Raw genomic sequence first — 17,374 nt, 5'->3', positions numbered from 1 at the left:
GCTGTGCCGCCGACGGGGAGCACGACATGAGAAGAAGGGGCGGGGGCCATGATGGGACCGGCGCACTCACTGTCCGGGGCGATGGCATGGCTGGGGGTGGGCGCGGCGACCGCCGCGGCGGGCCACGGAATGCCCTGGCCGGTGCTCGTGGTGGGCACGTTGATCTGTGCGGGGGCCGCGCTCGCTCCCGATCTCGACCAGAAGTCCGCGACGATCTCCCGGGCCTTCGGCCCGGTGTCCAAGCTGCTGGCCGCGGTGATCGACAAGCTGTCGGAGTTCGTCTACAACGCGACGCGGGCCAAGGGGGAGCGGCGCCGCACCGGCGGTCACCGCACCCTGACCCACACGTGGATATGGGCGGTGCTGCTCGGGGCGGGCTTCTCGTTCGCCGCGATCACCTGGGGCCGGTGGGCGGTGCTCGTCACGCTCTTCGTGCACGTGGTCCTCGCCGTGGAGGGGCTGCTGTGGCGGATGGCGCGGGTCTCCAGCGACGTCCTGGTGTGGCTGCTGGGCGCGACGAGCGCCTGGCTGCTGGCGGCGGTGCTGGACGAGCCGGGGAACGGCTCGGACTGGCTCTTCGACGGCGAGCCCTACCTGTGGCTGGGGCTGCCGATCGTGCTGGGCTCCATCGTCCACACGCTCGGCGACGCGCTGACCGTCTCCGGCTGTCCGATGCTGTGGCCGCTGCCGATCGCGGGCAAGCGCTGGTATCCGATCGGCACCCCGGAGTTCATGCGGTTCCGGGCCGGTGCCTGGGTGGAGAACAAGGTGTTGATGCCGGCCTTCATGGTGATCGGCGCGGCCAGCGGCGTGGGGGCCGTCGTCCTGACGGCCTGACGGCCCCCGCCGCCCCGGCCGGGTCAGCCGTGCCAGGAGCGCCACAGCGCCGCGTAGGCGCCGTCGGCCGCCACCAGCTCGTCGTGGCTGCCGAGTTCGCTGATGCGGCCGTCCTCGACGACCGCGATCACGTCGGCGTCGTGCGCGGTGTGCAGCCGGTGCGCGATCGCTATCACGGTGCGGCCCTCCAGCACCCGCGCCAGCGAGCGCTCCAGGTGCCGGGCGGCCCTGGGGTCCAGCAGCGAGGTCGCCTCGTCGAGCACGAGCGTGTGCGGATCGGCCAGCACCAGACGGGCCAGCGCGATCTGCTGCGCCTGCGCGGGGGAGACGCTCAGCCCGCCCGAGCCGACCTCGCTGTCGAGGCCGTCCGGCAGCTCGCGCGCCCACCCGTCGGCGTCCACGGCCGCCAGCGCCGCCCACAGTTCGGCGTCCGTGGCGTCGGCGCGGGCCAGCAGCAGGTTGTCGCGGAGCGGTCCGACGAACACGTGATGCTCCTGGTTGACCAGGGCCACCTGCTCCCGGATCCGCTCGGCCGTCATCCCGGCCAGCCGGGCCCCGCCGAGCGTCACCTCACCGGTGCGCGGGGCGTAGATCCCGGCCAGCAGGCGGCCGAGCGTGGACTTGCCCGCTCCCGAGGGCCCGACCAGCGCCACCCTGGTGCCCGGCGGCACGTCGAGGGACACCCCGTGCAGCACGTCCGTGCCGGGCCGGTAGCCGAAGCGCACCCGCTCGGCGGTCAGTTCGCGGCCGTCCGGGGACACGGACTCGTCGCCCCCGCCGTCCTCGACCTCGCGCACCCCGACCAGCCGGGCCAGCGACACCTGGGCGACCTGGAGCTCGTCCATCCAGCGCAGGATCATGCCGACCGGCTCGATCATCATCTGGGCCAGCACGGCGCCCGTGGTCAGCCGGCCGATGTCGAGCCAGCCCTCCAGCACGAAGACGCCGCCCAGGAGCAGCACGCCGCTGACGATCATCGCGTGGTACACGTTGATCGCCGGGATGAGCACCGAGCGCAGCCACAGCGTGTAGCGCTCCCAGACCGTCCACTCCTTCACCCGGCGCTCGGAGAGCTCGATGCGGTGGCGCTGGAGGCGGTGGGCCTCGATGGTCCGGCCGGCGTCCACCGTCTCGGCCAGCGCGGCGGCGACCGCGGCGTACCCGGCGGACTCCGAGCGGTACCCGGCGGGCGCCCGCCGGAAGTACCACACGCACACCACCAGCAGCAGGGGCGACGAGAGCAGCACGGCGAGGCCCAGCGGCGGCGCCGTCACCACGATGCCGCCCAGCAGCAGCCCCGCCCACACCACGGCGATGGACATTTCCGGCACGGCTTCGCGCATCGCCTTGGACAGTCGGTCGACGTCCGTGTTGATCCGGGCCAGCAGGTCGCCGGTGCCCGCCCGCTCCAGCACGCCCGGCGGCAGCCCGACCGACCTGACCAGGAAGTCCTCCCGCAGGTCCGCCAGCATCCGCTCGCCCAGCACGGCGCCGCGCAGCCGGACCAGGCGCACGAAGACCGCCTGCACGGCGAGTGCCGCGGCGAACAGGGCGACGGTCCGTCCCAGCGCCGGGTCCCGGTCGCCGTCGGCGAGGTCCTGGACGACCCCGCCGAGCAGGTAGGGCCCCACCATGGAGGCCACGACGGCGACGGTGTTGACCGCCACGAGCCCGATCAGCGCGCGTTGGTGACGGCGCAGCAGGTCCCGCACATAGGTCCGGACGGTGGTGCGGCCGGCCACCGGCAGCGTGGTCGCGTGCTCGTCGGAGGCCGGGTCGTACTCGGGGGGACTGACGCCGATCATGCGTTCTCCTCGGCAAGCGGTGCGGGTTCGGTCTCGCGGGTGACGACCGCCCGGTACGCGGGGGTGGTGCGCAGCAGTTCGCGGTGCGTCCCAGTGGCGGTCACCGCGCCGTCGCGCACGAAGGCCACCTGGTCCGCGCGGTCGAGCAGCAGGGGGCTGGAGGTGAAGACCACGGTGGTGCGTCCGGAGCGCAGGGCGCGCAGCCCCTCCGCGATCCGGGCCTCGGTGTGCGAGTCGACCGCGGACGTCGGCTCGTCCAGCACCAGCACCTCCGGGTCGGTGATCAGCGAGCGGGCCAGCGCCAGCCGCTGCCGCTGCCCGCCCGAGAGCGAGCGGCCCCGCTCGGTGATCCGGGTGCGCATCGGGTCGCCGCTGCCGTCGGCGGACGCCAGCGCCAGCGCCGCCAGCACGTCGTAGCACTGGGCGGTCCGCAGTGCCTCGTCGGCCGGGACCCGGTTCGAGGCGGGCACGTCCAGCAGCTCCCGCAGCGTGCCGGACAGCAGCACCGGGTCCTTGTCCTGCACCAGCACCGCCGTGCGGGCGGCGGCCAGCGGGACCTCGTTCAGCGGGATGCCGCCGAGCCGGGCCGAGGGCTCGTCCCCGCCGCGCAGGGGGTGCCCGCCGAGCCGGTCGGCCAGCCGCTCGGCGACGTTGGGGTTGCCGCACACCACCGCTGTCAGCCGCCCCGCCGGGGCGTGCAGTCCGGTCGCCGGATCCCGCAGGTCGCCGGCGAGCGGCTCGTCCAGCGCGGTCACGGTCGGCCGGTCCGGGCCCTCGCGGCGCAGCCCCAGCACCCGGACGGCCCGTTTGGCCGAGGGCCGCGAGAAGGTGAACGCCATGGCCGTCTCCTGGAACAGCCGCAGCGGGAACATCAGGAAGCTCACCGCGCCGTAGACGGTGACCAGTTCACCGGCCGAGAGCTCGCCGTCGAGGGCCAGGCCGACCCCCTGCCAGACCACCGCGATCAGCAGCAGCCCCGGCATCACCACCTGGAGGGCGTCGATCAGCGACCACATCCGGGCGTTGTGCACGGACGCGGCGCGCACCTCCTGGGAGGCGCGCCGGTACCGGTCGAGGAACAGCTCCTCGCCGCCGATGCCGCGCAGCACCCGCAGTCCGGCGACGGTGTCGGAGGCCAGCTCGGTGGCCCGCCCGGACTTGGCGCGCTCCACGTCGGCCCGCCGGGTCGCGGCGGGTAGCAGGGGCCAGACGCTCAGCGCGACGGCGACGATCCCGGCGAGCACGATCAGGCCCAGCCGGGGTTCGTAGACGATCAGTCCGGTGCAGACGCCGAGCGTGACCACGACGGCGGCGGCGAACCGGGAGAACGACTCGACGAACCAGCCGATCTTCTCCACATCACCGGTGGAGACCTTGACCACCTCGCCGGCGGCCACCCGCTGGGTGAGGACGCCGCCGAGTTCGGCGGTGCGGCGCGCGAGGAGCTGCTGCACGCGGGCGGCGGCGAGGATCCAGTTGGTCACCGCCGCGCGGTGCAGCATCGTGTCGGCGACGGCCATGACGACGGTGATGGCGAGCATGAGCAGGCCGGTGAGGGCCAGCCGTCGGCCGGAGCCGTCGGTCACGGCGTCGATGGACAGTCCCATGGTGACCGGCAGCCCCGCCATCGCGGCCATGTGCAGGGTGCCCCAGCTCATCGCCTTGATCTGGCCGCCGAGCTGCCGGCGGAAGAGCCAGATCAGGAATCGGAATCCGGACCGTACGTCGGGGTCGCCGGGGTCGGAATGCGGAAGGTCGCGAATCTGCATGACATCCCAGAGTCGGTGCGGTGGGAATCGGGCAACCTCGCAAGAGTCACGGTCAGTAGAGTCGAATATCAACAGATTTTCGGCTCGCTCGAACGGAATCCGTCACCCCGCGCCCGCGCCCGCGCCGCACGGGCCCGGCGGTTCGCGTCAGGACTCCCGGGCCGCCGCGCCGATCCGGGCGGCCTCCCCGGGCGCCAGCCCGGCCAGCCGCAGCGCTCCGTCCGCGACGGCCTCCGACAGCGCGGGGACGCTCGGCCCGACGCCCTCCCGCCGGGCCAGGATGACGCTCTCCACCAGGCCGAACACCAGGCCGGCGCGCGTTACCAGCTCCTCCTCGCCCAGCGCGGCGCCGGGTCCAGTGGCCGCGAGCAGCAGCCGGTAGGCGTCCTTGAGCGCGGTCCGCATCCGGTGGAACCCGGCGAACCGCGCGTCACCGGCCTCCGGCAGCAGATAGAGCGCGCCGAGGTTGTACGGCCCCGAGGCGAGCAGGGCCGCGTCGGCGCGGCACAGCAGCCACAGGCGCGCCTCCGCCGAAGGCTCCCCCCGCGCCAGGATCGCCGTCGCCATGTCGAGCGACGGTGCCACCGTGCTCTCCAGCAGCGCCGCGAGCAGGTCCTCCTTGCTGCCGAAGTAGTGATACATCGACGCCTGTCGCATACCCGCGCGCTCCGCGATGGCCCGCGTCGAGGTGGCCGCGTATCCCCGGGAGACGAAGAGCTCGGACGCGGCCTGGAGCAGCTCCTCACGCGGGGTCAGACCGGTCTCGGGGCGGCGGTCGGCGCGGGGGCGGCCCACGCGGCGCTTGGTGGTCGGCACGCCTGCGATCGTCGCACAGACCCGGCATGGCCGGCCCCGGACCGGGGTGAGCACACCGTAACGGCCGGGAAATGGCCGGGATATGCCGTAGAACCCGCCCGCACCTAATTTCTGCCGCCTGACAGAAATGGACCTCTGGGGAAGGCAGCGCAATGATCATCTTCGGGGTGGGCCTCAGCGTCCTCGTCGTCATGCTCATCGGACTGATCGCGTCACGCAAGGTCGAAGGGGACAGCGCCCGTTACCTGGTGGCCGGGCGCACCCTCGGCATACCGCTCGTCGCCGCGGGCCTGATGGGCCAGGCGGTCGACAGCAACGCGACACTGGGGAACACCGACCTCACCTTCGGCGGAGGCTTCTGGGCCGGTGCCACCCTGCCGCTGGGCCTGGCCCTGTGCCTCCTGCTCACCGGCGCGTTCTTCGCGAAGCCGATGCACCGCGCGAAGCTGACCACCCTGCCCGACTTCTACCGGCGCCGGTTCGGCCGGGGCGTCGAGGTCACCTCCTCCTACCTGATGATCGGGGCCTACGTCATCCTGCTGGCCGGGAACCTGGTCGCCGGCGGATTCCTCTTCGAGCGGTTCCTCGGCACGTCCTTCACGGCGGGCGTGCTGCTGATCGTGGGGATCGTGCTGACCTACACCATCACCGGCGGCATGTTCGCCGACGCCTACACGGCCGTCGTCCAGCTCGCCATCACCCTGACCGGCACCGCCGCCCTGTTCCTGTGGGTCGCCGTGCGCTACGGCATCAGCATTCCGGACGGCATGGGCCCCTTCGACTGGGCGCAGCTCACCTCCGCCGACAGCGGCGCCACGATCAACTGGGCCACGCTGGTCGCTCTCGGCATCGGCGACATCGTGGCCATCGACTTCATGCAGCGCATCTTCTCCGCCCGCTCGCCGGAGATCGCCCAGCGGGCCTGCTACCTCGGGGCCGCGGGCACCGTGCTCGTCGGCGTCCCGTTCTCCCTCGTCGCGCTCTCGTCGATCGACATCCTCGGCGCCTCCGCGGGTGACGGCCCCGCCCTGTTCACCCTCCTGGACGACGTCGCGCCCACCGGCCTGGCCGTCCTGGTGCTCTCCGCGATCGTCGCCGCCTCGTGCAACACGGCCAACGGCGCCATCCTGGGCACCGGCGCGGTCGCCGCCCGCAACATCGCCGGCATCCGCGCCACCGAGCCGCTCACCCCCGGCGGCCCCGACCCGCTGCTGCGCGCCACCCGGCTGGCCACGCTGCCGGTGGTCGCGCTCGCCGTGCTCCTCGCGCTGCGCGTCCCGCAGACCGGCATCCTGCTGACCCTGGCCTTCGACGTGATGCTGGCCGGCCTCGTCGTGCCGTTCGTGCTCGGCCTGTTCTGGAGACGCGGCACGGCCGCCGCCGCGACAGCCGCCATCGTCGTCGGCAGCGCCGTCCGGCTGACGCTCTTCGTCCTCACCCCGACCATCTACGGCGCCGACAACAACCTGCTGCATGTCTCCAACGATGTGTTCACCGCCGAGTTCGACGGCTGGCCCACCTTCCTGGCCGCCGCCGCGTCCCTGCTCGCCTACCTCGTGGTGGCCCTCCTGCGCCGCCCCGGGCCCCTGGCCGCCCCGGCCCCCGAGGAGCGCGGCACCCGGCCCGAGCCCGCCGCGCTCTGACCTCGGCCGGGGTCCGTGGGGCTCCGGCAACACCGGCGAAACCACGGCGCAATCTCCCCGACCTCCTCCCATCCTAATTTCTGTCGTGCGACAGAAATCTGCCACGCGACGACCCGCTGGAGGACCCCATGACCACACCGGCACCCGCATCCGGCCCGCCCGGCGCCGCGTCCCCCGCCGGGTCCGCCACCGCCACCACCTACGCCGCCCGCGACCACGCCCGCACCCAGGCCGGCACCCGCGTCACCGCCATGCCGACCGTGCCCGCCACCGACTGGCCCACCCCGCCGCCCGGCGTCCCCACCGCCGACGTGCGCTGGGCCGAGACCATCGGCGGCGGCAACCACAGCCAGCGCGTCCTGGCCCGCGGCACCGCCCTGCGCCTCACCGACCCGGACGGCGACGCCTGCGCCAACCTGCTGCTCCACGTCGCGGACCGGCCCTGGGAACGGCTCAACGTCGCGGACACCGTCAAGGTGCAGTGGAACGCCTACCTCGGCGCCCACCAGCTGCTCCTCTCCGACCAGGGCCGCGTCCTCGCCTCCGTCACCGCCGACAGCTCCCGGACCCACGACGCGCTGTGCGGCGCCTCCACCCTCGCCCGCAACACCGCCCGCTACGGCGACGGCGCCGCCCACGGCCCCAGCCCGGCCGGCCGTGAGCTCCTCAAACTCGCCGCCGCCCGCCACGACCTCGGCCCGCGCGACCTGCCGCCCGCCCTCACCCTGTTCAAGGGCGTCCGCGTCCGCCCGGACGGCTCGCTGGAGTGGACCGGCTCGGCCGGCCCCGGCGCCTTTGTCACGCTGCGCGCCGAGCTGCCCCTCATCGTGCTGATCGCCAACGCCGCCCACCCCCTCGACCCGCGTCCCGCCTACACCTGTGCTCCGTTGGAGGTGCTCGCCTGGCGCGACCGCCCCACCGCCCCCGGCGACCCGCTGTGGGAGGCCACGCCCGAGGGCCGCCGCGCGTTCCTCAACACCGCCGACCACCTCGCCGCCAGGGGAGCCGCATGACCGCGCCCGCGCCCAGCACAGCGACCGCCACGGCTACCGTCACCGTCACCGACGTCACCGTGCCCGCCCGCGCGCCCTGGTCCGCCGTCCTGCGCCGGGGCCAGTCGCTGACCATCACCGACCTCGGCGGCAACCAGGCCGTCGACTTCCTCGTCTACGACGCCCACGACACCGCCGTCCGCTACAGCGCGCCCGACACCATCCAGGCCCAGGGCAACCTCTTCCTCACCACCGGCACCGTCCTGATGTCCAGCGAGCACACCCCGCTCATGACCATCACCGACGACACCTGTGGCCGGCACGACACCGTCGGCGGCGCCTGCAGCCGCGAGTCCAACACCCTCCGCTACGGCCACCACACCTGGGGCCAGCACGCCTGCGTCGACAACTTCCTCGCCGAGGGCGCCCGCCACGGCCTCGGCAAGCGGGACCTGGTCAGCAACATCAACTGGTTCATGAACGTGCCCGTCGAGCCCGACGGCACCCTCGGCATCGTGGACGGCATCTCCGCCCCCGGCCTGCGCGTCACTCTCCGCGCCGAGACCGACGTCCTGGTCCTCGTCTCCAACTGCCCGCAGATCAACAACCCCTGTAACGGCTTCGACCCCACCCCCGTTCGGATGGTCATCACCGAGGGCGGGCGCGGATGACGTTCGACACCCTGCTGGTCGCCAACCGCGGTGAGATAGCCGTCCGCGTCATCTCCACCGCCAAGGCCCTCGGTCTGCGCACCGTCGCCGTCCACTCCGAGGCCGACCGCCCCGCCCCCCACGTCCGCCTGGCCGACACCGCCCACCTCATCGGCCCGGCCCCCGCCGCCGACAGCTATCTGCGCGCCGACCGCATCCTCGCCGCCGCGGCCGCCACCGGCGCCGGAGCCGTCCACCCCGGCTACGGATTCCTCTCCGAGGACGCCGCGTTCGCCCGTGCCGTCACCGACGCCGGCCTGACGTTCATCGGCCCCGCCCCCGAGCATCTGGAGCTCTTCGGCACCAAGCACACCGCTCGCGCCGCCGCCAAGGCCGCCGGGGTGCCGCTGCTGCCCGGCACCGGCCTCCTCCCCGACGTCGCCGCCGCTCTCGCCGCCGCCGACACCATCGGCTACCCGGTCATGCTCAAGGCGACCGGAGGCGGTGGCGGCATCGGCATGCGCGCCTGCCACACCCCCGCCGAGCTGACCGGCGCCTGGGACGCCGTGCTGCGCACCGCCACCACCGGCTTCGGCAACGGCGGCCTCTTCCTCGAACGGCTCGTGACCAGTGCCCGCCACCTGGAGGTCCAGGTCTTCGGCGACGGCCGGGGCGAGGTCGTCGCCCTCGGAGACCGCGACTGCACCCTCCAGCGGCGCAACCAGAAGGTCGTCGAGGAGGCCCCCGCCCCCGGCCTGCCCGACGATGTCCGCGCCACGATCCGCGACGCCGCCGTCCGCCTGTGCTCCTCGGTCGGCTACCGCTCGGCCGGCACCGTCGAGTTCATCCACGACACCGTCCGCGGCGACGTGTCATTCCTGGAGGTCAATACCCGCCTCCAGGTCGAACACCCGGTCACCGAGGCGGTGTACGGCGTCGACCTCGTCGCCTGGATGATCCGGCTCGCCCAGGGCGACACCTCGATGACGCGCACCCCGCCCGCACCCGCCGGCCACGCCGTCGAGGCCCGCGTCTACGCCGAGGACCCCGCGCACGGCCACCGGCCCAGCTCCGGCCTCCTCACCCGCGTCGACCTGCCCGCCGGCGCCCGCGTCGACACCTGGATCGAGACCGGCACCGAAGTCACCGCCCACTACGACCCCCTGCTCGCCAAGGTCGTCACCCACGGCCGCGACCGCGAAGAAGCCCTCGAACGCCTCGCCGACGCGCTGCGCGAGATCCGCGTGGACGGCATCGAGACCAACCTCGGGCTGCTCCGCGCCGCCGTCGCCCACCCGCCCTTCCGGAAGACCGGCCACACCACCGCGACCCTCGCGGACATCACCGACCCCACCCCCCGCGTCGACGTGCTGCGCGCCGGCACCCTGACCACCGTGCAGGACTGGCCCGGCCGCACCGGACACTGGAGCGTCGGCGTGCCACCGTCCGGACCGATGGACGACCTGTCCTTCCGCCTCGGCAACAGCGCCGTGGGCAACACCGAGGGCGCCCCCGGCCTGGAGTGCACCGCGGAGGGCCCGGCGCTGCGCTTCACCGGCGCCGCCACCGTCTGCGTCACCGGCGCGCCCGCCGAGGTCACCGTGGACGGCGCGGCCGTTCCGCAGTGGGAGCCGCTCCACCTCGCCGACGGCGCCGTGCTCGCCGTCGGCGCGCCGCGCGCGGCCGGCCTGCGCACCTACGTCCTGGTCCGCGGCGGACTCGACGTCCCCGGTTTCCTGGGCAGCGCCGCCACCTTCACCCTCGGCCGGTTCGGCGGCCATGGCGGACGCGCCCTGCGGACCGGCGACGTCCTGCGCCCCCGGCCCCTGCCGCCCGGCGACCGGCCCGGGCCCGCGCCCGTCCCGGCCGCGTCCCGGCCGGGGTTCACCCGGGCCTGGCGGATCGGCGTGACCGAAGGGCCGCACGCGGCACCGGAGTTCTTCACACCCGAGGACATCGAGGAGTTCTACGCCGCCTCCTGGGAGGTCCACTTCAACTCCGCCCGCACCGGCGTCCGGCTCACCGGCCCCAAGCCCCGCTGGGCCCGCACCGACGGCGGCGAGGCCGGCCTGCACCCCTCCAACATCCACGACACTCCCTACTCGGTCGGCGCCGTCGACTACACCGGGGACCTGCCCATCCTGCTCGGCCCCGACGGCCCCAGCCTGGGCGGCTTCGTCTGCCCCGCCACCGTCGTCGTCGGGCAGCGCTGGAAGCTCGGCCAGCTCCGCCCCGGCGACACCGTCCGCTTCGTGCCGCTGGCCCCGGGCGACGCCCCCGCCCTGCGCCGCGCCCCGGCCGCCGCGCCGCGCGCCTCCCGGCCCCAGGTGACCGACGGCGGCGTGCTCGCCCGCCGCCCCGGCGACGCCGCCGCCCCGGCCGTCACCTACCGGCGCTCCGGCGACGACAACGTGCTCGTGGAGTATGGCGAGATGCGGCTCGACCTCGGCCTGCGGATGCGCGTGCACGCGCTGGGCGAACGCCTCGCCGCCGCGTGCGTCCCCGGCGTCGCGGACCTCACCCCCGGCATCCGCTCCCTGCAGATCCGCACCGACCCCGATGTGCTGCCCACCACCCGCCTGCTGGACGTGCTGGCCGGGATCGAGGCCGACCTGCCCGCCACCACCGACCTGGCCGTCCCCAGCCGCACCGTCCGGCTCCCGCTCTCCTGGGACGACCCGGCCACCCGCGAGGCGATCGAACGGTATGTCAACGGCGTGCGCGACGACGCCCCCTGGTGCCCGTGGAACATCGAGTTCATCCGCCGGATCAACGGCCTCGACTCGGTGGACGACGTCCACCGCACCGTGTTCGACGCCGACTACATGGTCCTCGGACTGGGCGACGTCTACCTCGGCGCCCCCGTGGCCACCCCGCTCGACCCCAGGCACCGGCTCGTCACCACCAAGTACAACCCGGCCAGGACCTGGACCCCCGAGAACGCGGTCGGCATCGGCGGCGCCTACCTGTGCGTCTACGGTATGGAGGGCCCCGGCGGCTACCAGTTCGTCGGCCGCACCGTGCAGGTGTGGAGCGGCTGGCAGCAGCGCGGCCCGTTCGCCGCCGGAACGCCCTGGCTGCTGCGCTTCTTCGACCGCGTCCGCTGGTACCCGGTGAGCGCCGGGGAACTGCTGGAGATGCGGGCCGACATGGCCGCCGGACGGCTGGAACTCGACATCGAGGACGGTGAGTTCCGCTATGCCGATCACCAGCGTTTCCTCGCCCGCGAGGCGGCCTCGATCGAGGACTTCCAACGCCGCCAGACCGCCGCGTTCGACGCCGAGCGCCGCGCCTGGCAGGTGGCGGGCGAGTTCGACCGGCCGACCGCCGAACCCGCCGCCCCGGCCCCGCCCGTCACCGTCACCGCGCCCCCCGGCGGCGCGGTGGTCGAGGCACCGTGCACGGCCGCCGTCTGGCGGGTGGACACCCGCCCCGGCGACCGCGTGACGGAGGGCCAGCCGCTGCTGGCCCTGGAGGCCATGAAGATGGAGACCACCGTGCACGCCCCCATGGCCGGGGAGATCCTGAAGATCCTGGTCGCCCCCGGCGACCTGGTGGAAGCGGGCACCCCGATCGCCGTTCTCGCCGCCGGGAGCGGCGGCCGGGCCTGAACGGGAGCGGCGGCGGGCGGGGCCGCCACTCGGAGCCGACCCGTGCGGTGCGGCCGGGGTCGGCGACCCGGGGGCAGCGGCCCCGGGTCAGCGGCCCAGGGCCGCCATCGCCGCGTTGTGGCCGGCGACGCCGCTCACCCCGCCGCCGCGCACCGCGCCCGCGCCGCACAGCAGGACGTTCGCGTGCCCGGTCGCCACGCCCCACCGGTCCGCCGCCGCGTCGTCGCCGTCCGTGAACGGGAAGGCCAGATCCCGGTGGAAGATGTGACCGCCGGGCAGCCGCAGCTCCCGCTCCAGGTCCAGCGGCGTCTTCGCCTCCACGCACGGTCGGCCGTCCGCGTCCAGCGCGAGGCAGTCGGCGATGGGCTCCGCCAGATGCGCGTCCAGCGCCGCGAGCGTGGACTCCAGCAGCGCGCCGCGCGCCGCGTCGTTGTCGCGGGCGAACAGCCGGGCGGGGGTGTGGAGCCCGAAGAGGGTGAGCGTCTGGTACCCGCGCGCGGCCAGCCCGGGGGAGAGGATCGAGGCGTCGGTGAGCGAATGGCAGTAGACCTCGCTCGGCGGCGTGCGCGGCGGCTCCCCGGCCGCCGCCTGCCGGTAGGCGTCCTCCAACTGGCCGTATCCCTCCGCGATGTGGAACGTCCCGGCGAACGCCTCACGCGGGTCGGTGTCCGGATCGCGCAGCGCCGGCAGCCGCCGCAGGAGCATGTTCACCTTGAACTGCGCCCCCTCCGCCGGCGTCGGCGCCGGCTCGCCGAGCAGCTCGGCCAGCGCCTGCGGCGAGGCGTTCACCAGCACCTGCCCGGCCTCGACCACCCCCTCCGCGTCGGCCGTGCGGAAGGACACCTCGGCCCACCGCCCGTCCGTGGCCACGGACATCACCTCGTGTCCGGTGGCGATCTCCGCGCCGGCCGCGCGCGCCGCGTCCGCCAGCGCGCCGGTCACCGCGCCCATGCCGCCGACCGGCACGTCCCAGTCACCGGTGCACTGGCCGATGACGTGGTAGAGGAAGCAGCGGTTCTGCCGCAGGGACGGGTCGTGGGCGGCGGCGAAGGTGCCGATGAGCCCGTCCGTGAGGACCACCCCGCGCACCAGGTCGTCGTCGAACGCGGCCTCCACCGCCTCGCCCAGCGGCCGTTCGAACAGCGCCTCCCAGGCCGCGTCCTCACCGATCCGGTCCCGCAGCGCGGCCCGCGTCGGCAGCGGCTCGGTGAGGGTCGGGAAGACGCGGCCCGCCACCCGCCGCGTCATCGCGTAGAACTGGAGCCACGCCGCGTACTCCCGGTCCGAGCCGGTGAGCCGCGCGAACGCCGCCCGCGTTCGGCTCTCCCCGCCGCCGACGAGCAGCCCGGTCGGCCGCCCGCCGCGCTCGACGGGCGTGTAGGAGGAGAACAGCCGCTTGCGCAGCGACAGCCGCAGCCCCAGATCCTCGACGATCCGCTCCGGCAGCAGGCTGACGAGATAGGCGTACCGGGAGAGCCGGGCCGGCACCCCGGGGAACGCGGCGTCGGACACGGCCGCGCCGCCCGTGCGGCCCAGGCGCTCCAGGACGAGGGTCCGGCGACCGGCGCGGGCGAGGTAGGCGGCGGCGACCAGACCGTTGTGGCCGCCGCCGACGATCACGGCGTCGTACGAGGCGAGGGCGGGCATTCTCCCTTCGTAACACGCCCGTCCGCTCCCGGCCAGTGCGCCACCGCCCGGGCCGGTTCCCCGGCCCCCGCCGAGCCGGTGGCGAGCCGGTCCGGCGCCGATCGGCGCCGATCGGCGCCGGACCGGCTCGCCGTAAGCTGGTCGGTTGTCAGCCCTCACCGGGTCTTACGCCCCATCGAAGGAGCCCATGCCGTACGACATATCCCGCTGGACCCCGCGTCCCGACGATCCGGCCACCGAACGGCAGCCCGCCGAGATCCGCCGCATCCTCCGCCTCTTCCGCCCCTACCGCGGCCGGCTCGCCCTCGTCGGCCTGCTGGTCGGCGCCTCCTCCCTGGTCGCGGTCGCCTCCCCGTTCCTGCTCCGCGAGATCATCGACGTGGCGCTGCCCGAGGAGCGCACCGGACTGCTGGCGCTGCTCGCGCTCGGCATGGTCGTCACCGCCGTCACCAGCAGTGTCTTCGGGGTGCTGCAGACCCTGATCTCCACCACGGTCGGCCAGCAGGTGATGCACGACCTGCGGACGGCCGTCTACGGCAAGCTCCAGCAGATGCCGCTGGCGTTCTTCACCAGGACCCGCACCGGCGAGGTCCAGTCCCGCATCGCCAACGACATCGGCGGCATGCAGGCCACCGTCACCTCGACCGCCACCTCGCTGGTCTCCAACCTCACCGCCGTCGTCGCGACCATGGTGGCGATGCTCGCCCTAGACTGGCGGCTCACCCTCGTCTCGCTCGCGCTCCTGCCGTTCTTCGTCTGGATCGCCCGCCGGGTCGGCCGGGAGCGCAAGCGGATCACCACCCAGCGGCAGAAGCAGATGGCCGTGATGGCCGCCATGGTCACCGAATCACTGTCCGTCAGCGGCATCCTGCTGGGCCGCACGATGGGCCGGGCCGAGGCACTCACCCGCGAGTTCGCCGCCGAATCCGAGCAGTTGGTCGGCCTTGAGGTGCGCGCCAGCATGGCGGGCCGGTGGCGGATGGCCACCATCGGCATGATCATGGCCGCGATCCCGTCGCTGCTCTACTGGTCGGCCGGATTCATGCTCGAACTCGGCGGGACGCCGCCGTCGATCGGCACGCTCGTCGCGTTCGTCAGCCTCCAGCAGGGGCTGCTGCGCCCCGCTGTGTCGCTGCTGTCGACCGGCGTGGACATCCAGGCGTCGCTCGCGCTCTTCCAGCGCATCTTCGAGTACCTCGACCTGCGGGTCGACATCACCGAGCGCCCCGACCCGGTCGAGCTGGACCGGGCGCGCGGGGAAATCCGGTTCGAGACGGTCTCCTTCACCTACGACCCGGCCGCCACGCCGACCCTGACCGGCATCGACCTGACGATCCCGGCGGGCGGCTCGCTCGCCGTCGTGGGATCGACCGGCGCCGGCAAGAGCACGCTCGGCTATCTGGTGCCACGCCTCTACGACGTTACCGAGGGTCGCGTCACGCTCGACGGCGTCGACGTCCGCGACCTCGGCTTCGCCTCCCTCGCCAGGGCGATCGGCGTGGTCTCCCAGGAGACCTACCTCTTCCACGCCTCGGTCGCCGACAACCTGCGTTTCGCCAAGCCGGAGGCCACCCGGGCGGAGATCGAGGCGGCTGCCAGGACCGCGCAGATCCACGACCACATCGCCTCCCTGCCCGATGGCTACGACACGGTGGTGGGGGAGCGGGGCTACCGCTTCTCGGGCGGCGAGAAGCAGCGGCTGGCCATCGCCCGGACGATCCTGCGCGATCCGCCCGTCCTCGTGCTCGACGAGGCCACCAGCGCCCTGGACACCCGGACCGAACGGGCCGTGCAGCGGGCGATCGACGCGCTGGCGGCCGGGCGGACCACCCTCACCATCGCCCACCGGCTCTCCACCATCCGCGACGCCGACCAGATCGTCGTCCTGGAGGGGGGCCGCATCGCGGAGCGCGGCAGTCACGACGAGCTCATGGCCCTCGACGGCCGGTACGCCGCCCTCGTGCGGCGCGACGCCGAGGTCCAGGAAGCGGTGGAAGCGGCCCCCTGACCCGCTCACGCGGGCGGCGCGGGGGCGCCCTTCCGGCCTAAAAACTGTCCGAACGATCGTGCTATCATCTCGCCACGTCACCGACGACCGAGAGAGAGCCGGACATGGACCTCAAGGCTGGACTCGTCCGCACCGCACTCAACGGCACCGCCCGCGTCGCGCCCCGGCTGGCCGGCCGGTGGGCGATCGACCTCTTCTCGAACCCCAGGTCAAGAGTCGCCGTCAAGCCCGCCGAGGAGCCGGTCATGCGGCGGGCCGAGCGCGGGGAGCTCACGGTCAACGGCAAGACCGTCGCCGTCTACCGGTGGGGCACCGGCGAGCGGCCCGTGCTGCTCATGCACGGCTGGATGTCCCGCGCCTCCCGGTGGAGCCCGCTGGTCCACGCGCTCACCGAGCGCGGCTACAGCCCGGTGGCCTTCGACGGCCCCGGCCACGGGGAGTCGGGCGGCCGGGGCAGCGACGTGGTCGAGTTCCGGGACATCGCCCGGCGGCTCCAGGCCGAGCACGGCACGTTCACCGCGCTGATCGGCCACTCGATCGGCGGCCTGTCCGCGTTCTTCGCGCTGCACGGCGGGGTCGCCGCGGACCGGCTGGTCTCCCTCGCGGCCCCCGCCGACTTCGACTACCTCGTCCAGGGCTTCCGGGCCGGGGCCGGCCTCGGGCCGTGGGCCGCCGCCGAGCTCCGGCGCCGCATCGAGCACGAGCTGTTCCCCGGGGAGACGGACGCGTGGGCCCGCCTGTCCGCCACCTACCGGCCGACCCGGCTCACCCTGCCGATCATGATCGTCCACGACGAGAGCGACGACGTGATCGGCCGCGACCAGTCCGACCGCGTGATCGCCGCCTTCGGCGGGCAGGCCGACCTGCTCGTCACCAAGGGCCTGGGACACCGCCGCGTCCTCGCCGACCCCCAGGTCATCGAGGCGGTCCTGGACTTCGCCTCAGCCACCGACCCGGTCGGCTAGGGCCGGCGGCTCGGCCGCCGTCGCCCGCAGCCGGGCGGCGATCGCGACCGCCGCCCGGTCGTAGCCGGCGTCGTCCCGGTGCAGCGTCGAGTCGGCGTTGGCGGTCTCCATGAGGGCCTTGAGCTCGAAGGCGAGCTGCGGCACGTCCAGGTCGGCGCGCAGGTCGCCGGCGCTCCTGGCCTCGTCCAGCACCTGGCAGATGTAGGTGAGCCACTCGGTGCGGGCGAGGGCGACCGCGTCGTGCACCGGCCCGCCGCGCCCGCCGAACTCCGCGGCGACCACCGTGAAGAAGCACCCGCCCGGGAACACCCGCGAGCGCGAGTACGCCAGGAAGCCTTCGCACAGCCGCCGCACGCGCCCGAGGCCGGGTGGGATCCGCTCGGCGGGCCGGATGACGTGCTCCCGGAAGACGGCCTTGGCGGCCCGGATGGTCGCGAGCTGCATCTGCTCCTTGGAGCCGAAGAGCGCGAACACCCCGCTCTTGCTCAGCCCCAGCTCGGTCGCGACGCGGCCGATCGACAGGCCCTCCAGTCCCTCGACCGAGGCGATGGCCATGGTCCGGCCCAGCACCAGCCGCCGGGTCTGGTTCCCCCGCTCGACCCGTCCGTCCGTCCGCGCTCCGGCCACCTCG

12 protein-coding genes are annotated in these 17,374 nt (G+C 74.1%); 7 read left to right on the top strand and 5 right to left on the bottom strand.

The features are described from left to right. Nucleotides 1-48: 48 nt before the first annotated feature. Nucleotides 49-837 (top strand): metal-dependent hydrolase, encoded by a 789-nt coding sequence (locus OIE51_RS01025; protein ID WP_326594785.1) that lies wholly within the window; start codon nt 49-51, stop codon nt 835-837. Between the two features lie 23 nt (nt 838-860). On the opposite strand, the gene OIE51_RS01020 is transcribed toward OIE51_RS01025, so the two are convergent. The 3 genes from OIE51_RS01020 to OIE51_RS01010 all read right to left on the bottom strand — a co-directional run bounded on the left by OIE51_RS01020 (nt 861) and on the right by OIE51_RS01010 (nt 5,227). Further along, entirely contained in the window at nt 861-2,642 is a 1,782-nt protein-coding gene (locus OIE51_RS01020; protein ID WP_326594784.1) for an ABC transporter ATP-binding protein, read from the bottom strand. Beyond that, nucleotides 2,639-4,411 carry an ABC transporter ATP-binding protein gene (locus OIE51_RS01015; RefSeq protein ID WP_326594783.1) on the bottom strand — a complete coding sequence of 591 codons (1,773 nt, stop codon included), beginning with the start codon at nt 4,409-4,411 and terminating at the stop codon, nt 2,639-2,641. Before OIE51_RS01015 ends, OIE51_RS01020 begins: the two co-directional genes overlap by 4 nt. A 147-nt stretch (nt 4,412-4,558) precedes the next feature. Next, the gene (locus tag OIE51_RS01010; protein WP_326594782.1) at nt 4,559-5,227 is read right to left on the bottom strand and encodes a TetR/AcrR family transcriptional regulator; all 669 of its coding nucleotides are present in this window, start codon (nt 5,225-5,227) and stop codon (nt 4,559-4,561) included. Nucleotides 5,228-5,379: 152 nt separating this feature from the next. Between OIE51_RS01010 and OIE51_RS01005 the strand changes: the two genes are divergently transcribed. From OIE51_RS01005 to uca, 4 genes are all read left to right on the top strand, one after another. Continuing rightward, nucleotides 5,380-6,870, top strand: coding sequence for a sodium:solute symporter family protein (locus OIE51_RS01005; protein ID WP_326594781.1), 1,491 nt, complete (start codon nt 5,380-5,382; stop codon nt 6,868-6,870). A gap of 128 nt (nt 6,871-6,998) precedes the next feature. After that, nucleotides 6,999-7,883: an urea amidolyase associated protein UAAP1 gene (locus OIE51_RS01000; RefSeq protein ID WP_326594780.1), complete on the top strand. Its 885-nt coding sequence runs from the start codon at nt 6,999-7,001 to the stop codon at nt 7,881-7,883. Further along, nucleotides 7,880-8,533 carry an urea amidolyase associated protein UAAP2 gene (locus OIE51_RS00995; RefSeq protein WP_326594779.1) on the top strand — a complete coding sequence of 218 codons (654 nt, stop codon included), beginning with the start codon at nt 7,880-7,882 and terminating at the stop codon, nt 8,531-8,533. The genes OIE51_RS01000 and OIE51_RS00995 overlap by 4 nt, the downstream gene beginning before the upstream one ends. After that, nucleotides 8,530-12,123, top strand: coding sequence for an urea carboxylase (gene uca, locus OIE51_RS00990; protein WP_326594778.1), 3,594 nt, complete (start codon nt 8,530-8,532; stop codon nt 12,121-12,123). The genes OIE51_RS00995 and uca overlap by 4 nt, the downstream gene beginning before the upstream one ends. Nucleotides 12,124-12,210: 87 nt before the next feature. On the opposite strand, the gene OIE51_RS00985 is transcribed toward uca, so the two are convergent. Next, nucleotides 12,211-13,770, bottom strand: coding sequence for a phytoene desaturase family protein (locus OIE51_RS00985; protein WP_326594777.1), 1,560 nt, complete (start codon nt 13,768-13,770; stop codon nt 12,211-12,213). Nucleotides 13,771-13,957: 187 nt separating this feature from the next. Between OIE51_RS00985 and OIE51_RS00980 the strand changes: the two genes are divergently transcribed. Both OIE51_RS00980 and OIE51_RS00975 read left to right on the top strand, forming a co-directional pair. Continuing rightward, nucleotides 13,958-15,778, top strand: coding sequence for an ABC transporter ATP-binding protein (locus OIE51_RS00980; RefSeq protein WP_326594776.1), 1,821 nt, complete (start codon nt 13,958-13,960; stop codon nt 15,776-15,778). 104 nt (nt 15,779-15,882) lie between these two features. After that, a complete protein-coding gene (locus tag OIE51_RS00975) occupies nt 15,883-16,743 on the top strand; it encodes an alpha/beta hydrolase (protein ID WP_326594775.1) in 861 nt (286 codons plus the stop codon). Here OIE51_RS00975 and OIE51_RS00970 read toward each other — a convergent pair. Next, complete coding sequence (locus OIE51_RS00970) at nt 16,720-17,370, bottom strand: TetR/AcrR family transcriptional regulator (protein ID WP_326594774.1); 651 nt, start codon at nt 17,368-17,370, stop codon at nt 16,720-16,722. The two genes, OIE51_RS00975 and OIE51_RS00970, sit on opposite strands and share 24 nt — an antisense overlap. Between the last annotated feature and the right edge of the window lie 4 nt (nt 17,371-17,374).

Origin of the sequence: Streptomyces sp. NBC_01803, assembly GCF_035917415.1 — a bacterium.
Classification (GTDB): domain Bacteria; phylum Actinomycetota; class Actinomycetes; order Streptomycetales; family Streptomycetaceae; genus Streptomyces.
This window is presented reverse-complemented; position numbering and strand designations above follow the sequence as displayed.

What these genes read in the sequence shown, in the direction of transcription:
- OIE51_RS01025 (WP_326594785.1), top strand. Translation starts at nt 49, where the DNA reads ATGATGGGACCGGCGCACTCACTGTCCGGGGCGATGGCATGGCTGGGG.
- OIE51_RS01020 (WP_326594784.1), bottom strand. Translation starts at nt 2,642, where the DNA reads ATGATCGGCGTCAGTCCCCCCGAGTACGACCCGGCCTCCGACGAGCAC.
- OIE51_RS01015 (WP_326594783.1), bottom strand. Translation starts at nt 4,411, where the DNA reads ATGCAGATTCGCGACCTTCCGCATTCCGACCCCGGCGACCCCGACGTA.
- OIE51_RS01005 (WP_326594781.1), top strand. Translation starts at nt 5,380, where the DNA reads ATGATCATCTTCGGGGTGGGCCTCAGCGTCCTCGTCGTCATGCTCATC.
- OIE51_RS01000 (WP_326594780.1), top strand. Translation starts at nt 6,999, where the DNA reads ATGACCACACCGGCACCCGCATCCGGCCCGCCCGGCGCCGCGTCCCCC.
- OIE51_RS00995 (WP_326594779.1), top strand. Translation starts at nt 7,880, where the DNA reads ATGACCGCGCCCGCGCCCAGCACAGCGACCGCCACGGCTACCGTCACC.
- uca (WP_326594778.1), top strand. Translation starts at nt 8,530, where the DNA reads ATGACGTTCGACACCCTGCTGGTCGCCAACCGCGGTGAGATAGCCGTC.
- OIE51_RS00985 (WP_326594777.1), bottom strand. Translation starts at nt 13,770, where the DNA reads ATGCCCGCCCTCGCCTCGTACGACGCCGTGATCGTCGGCGGCGGCCAC.
- OIE51_RS00980 (WP_326594776.1), top strand. Translation starts at nt 13,958, where the DNA reads ATGCCGTACGACATATCCCGCTGGACCCCGCGTCCCGACGATCCGGCC.
- OIE51_RS00975 (WP_326594775.1), top strand. Translation starts at nt 15,883, where the DNA reads ATGGACCTCAAGGCTGGACTCGTCCGCACCGCACTCAACGGCACCGCC.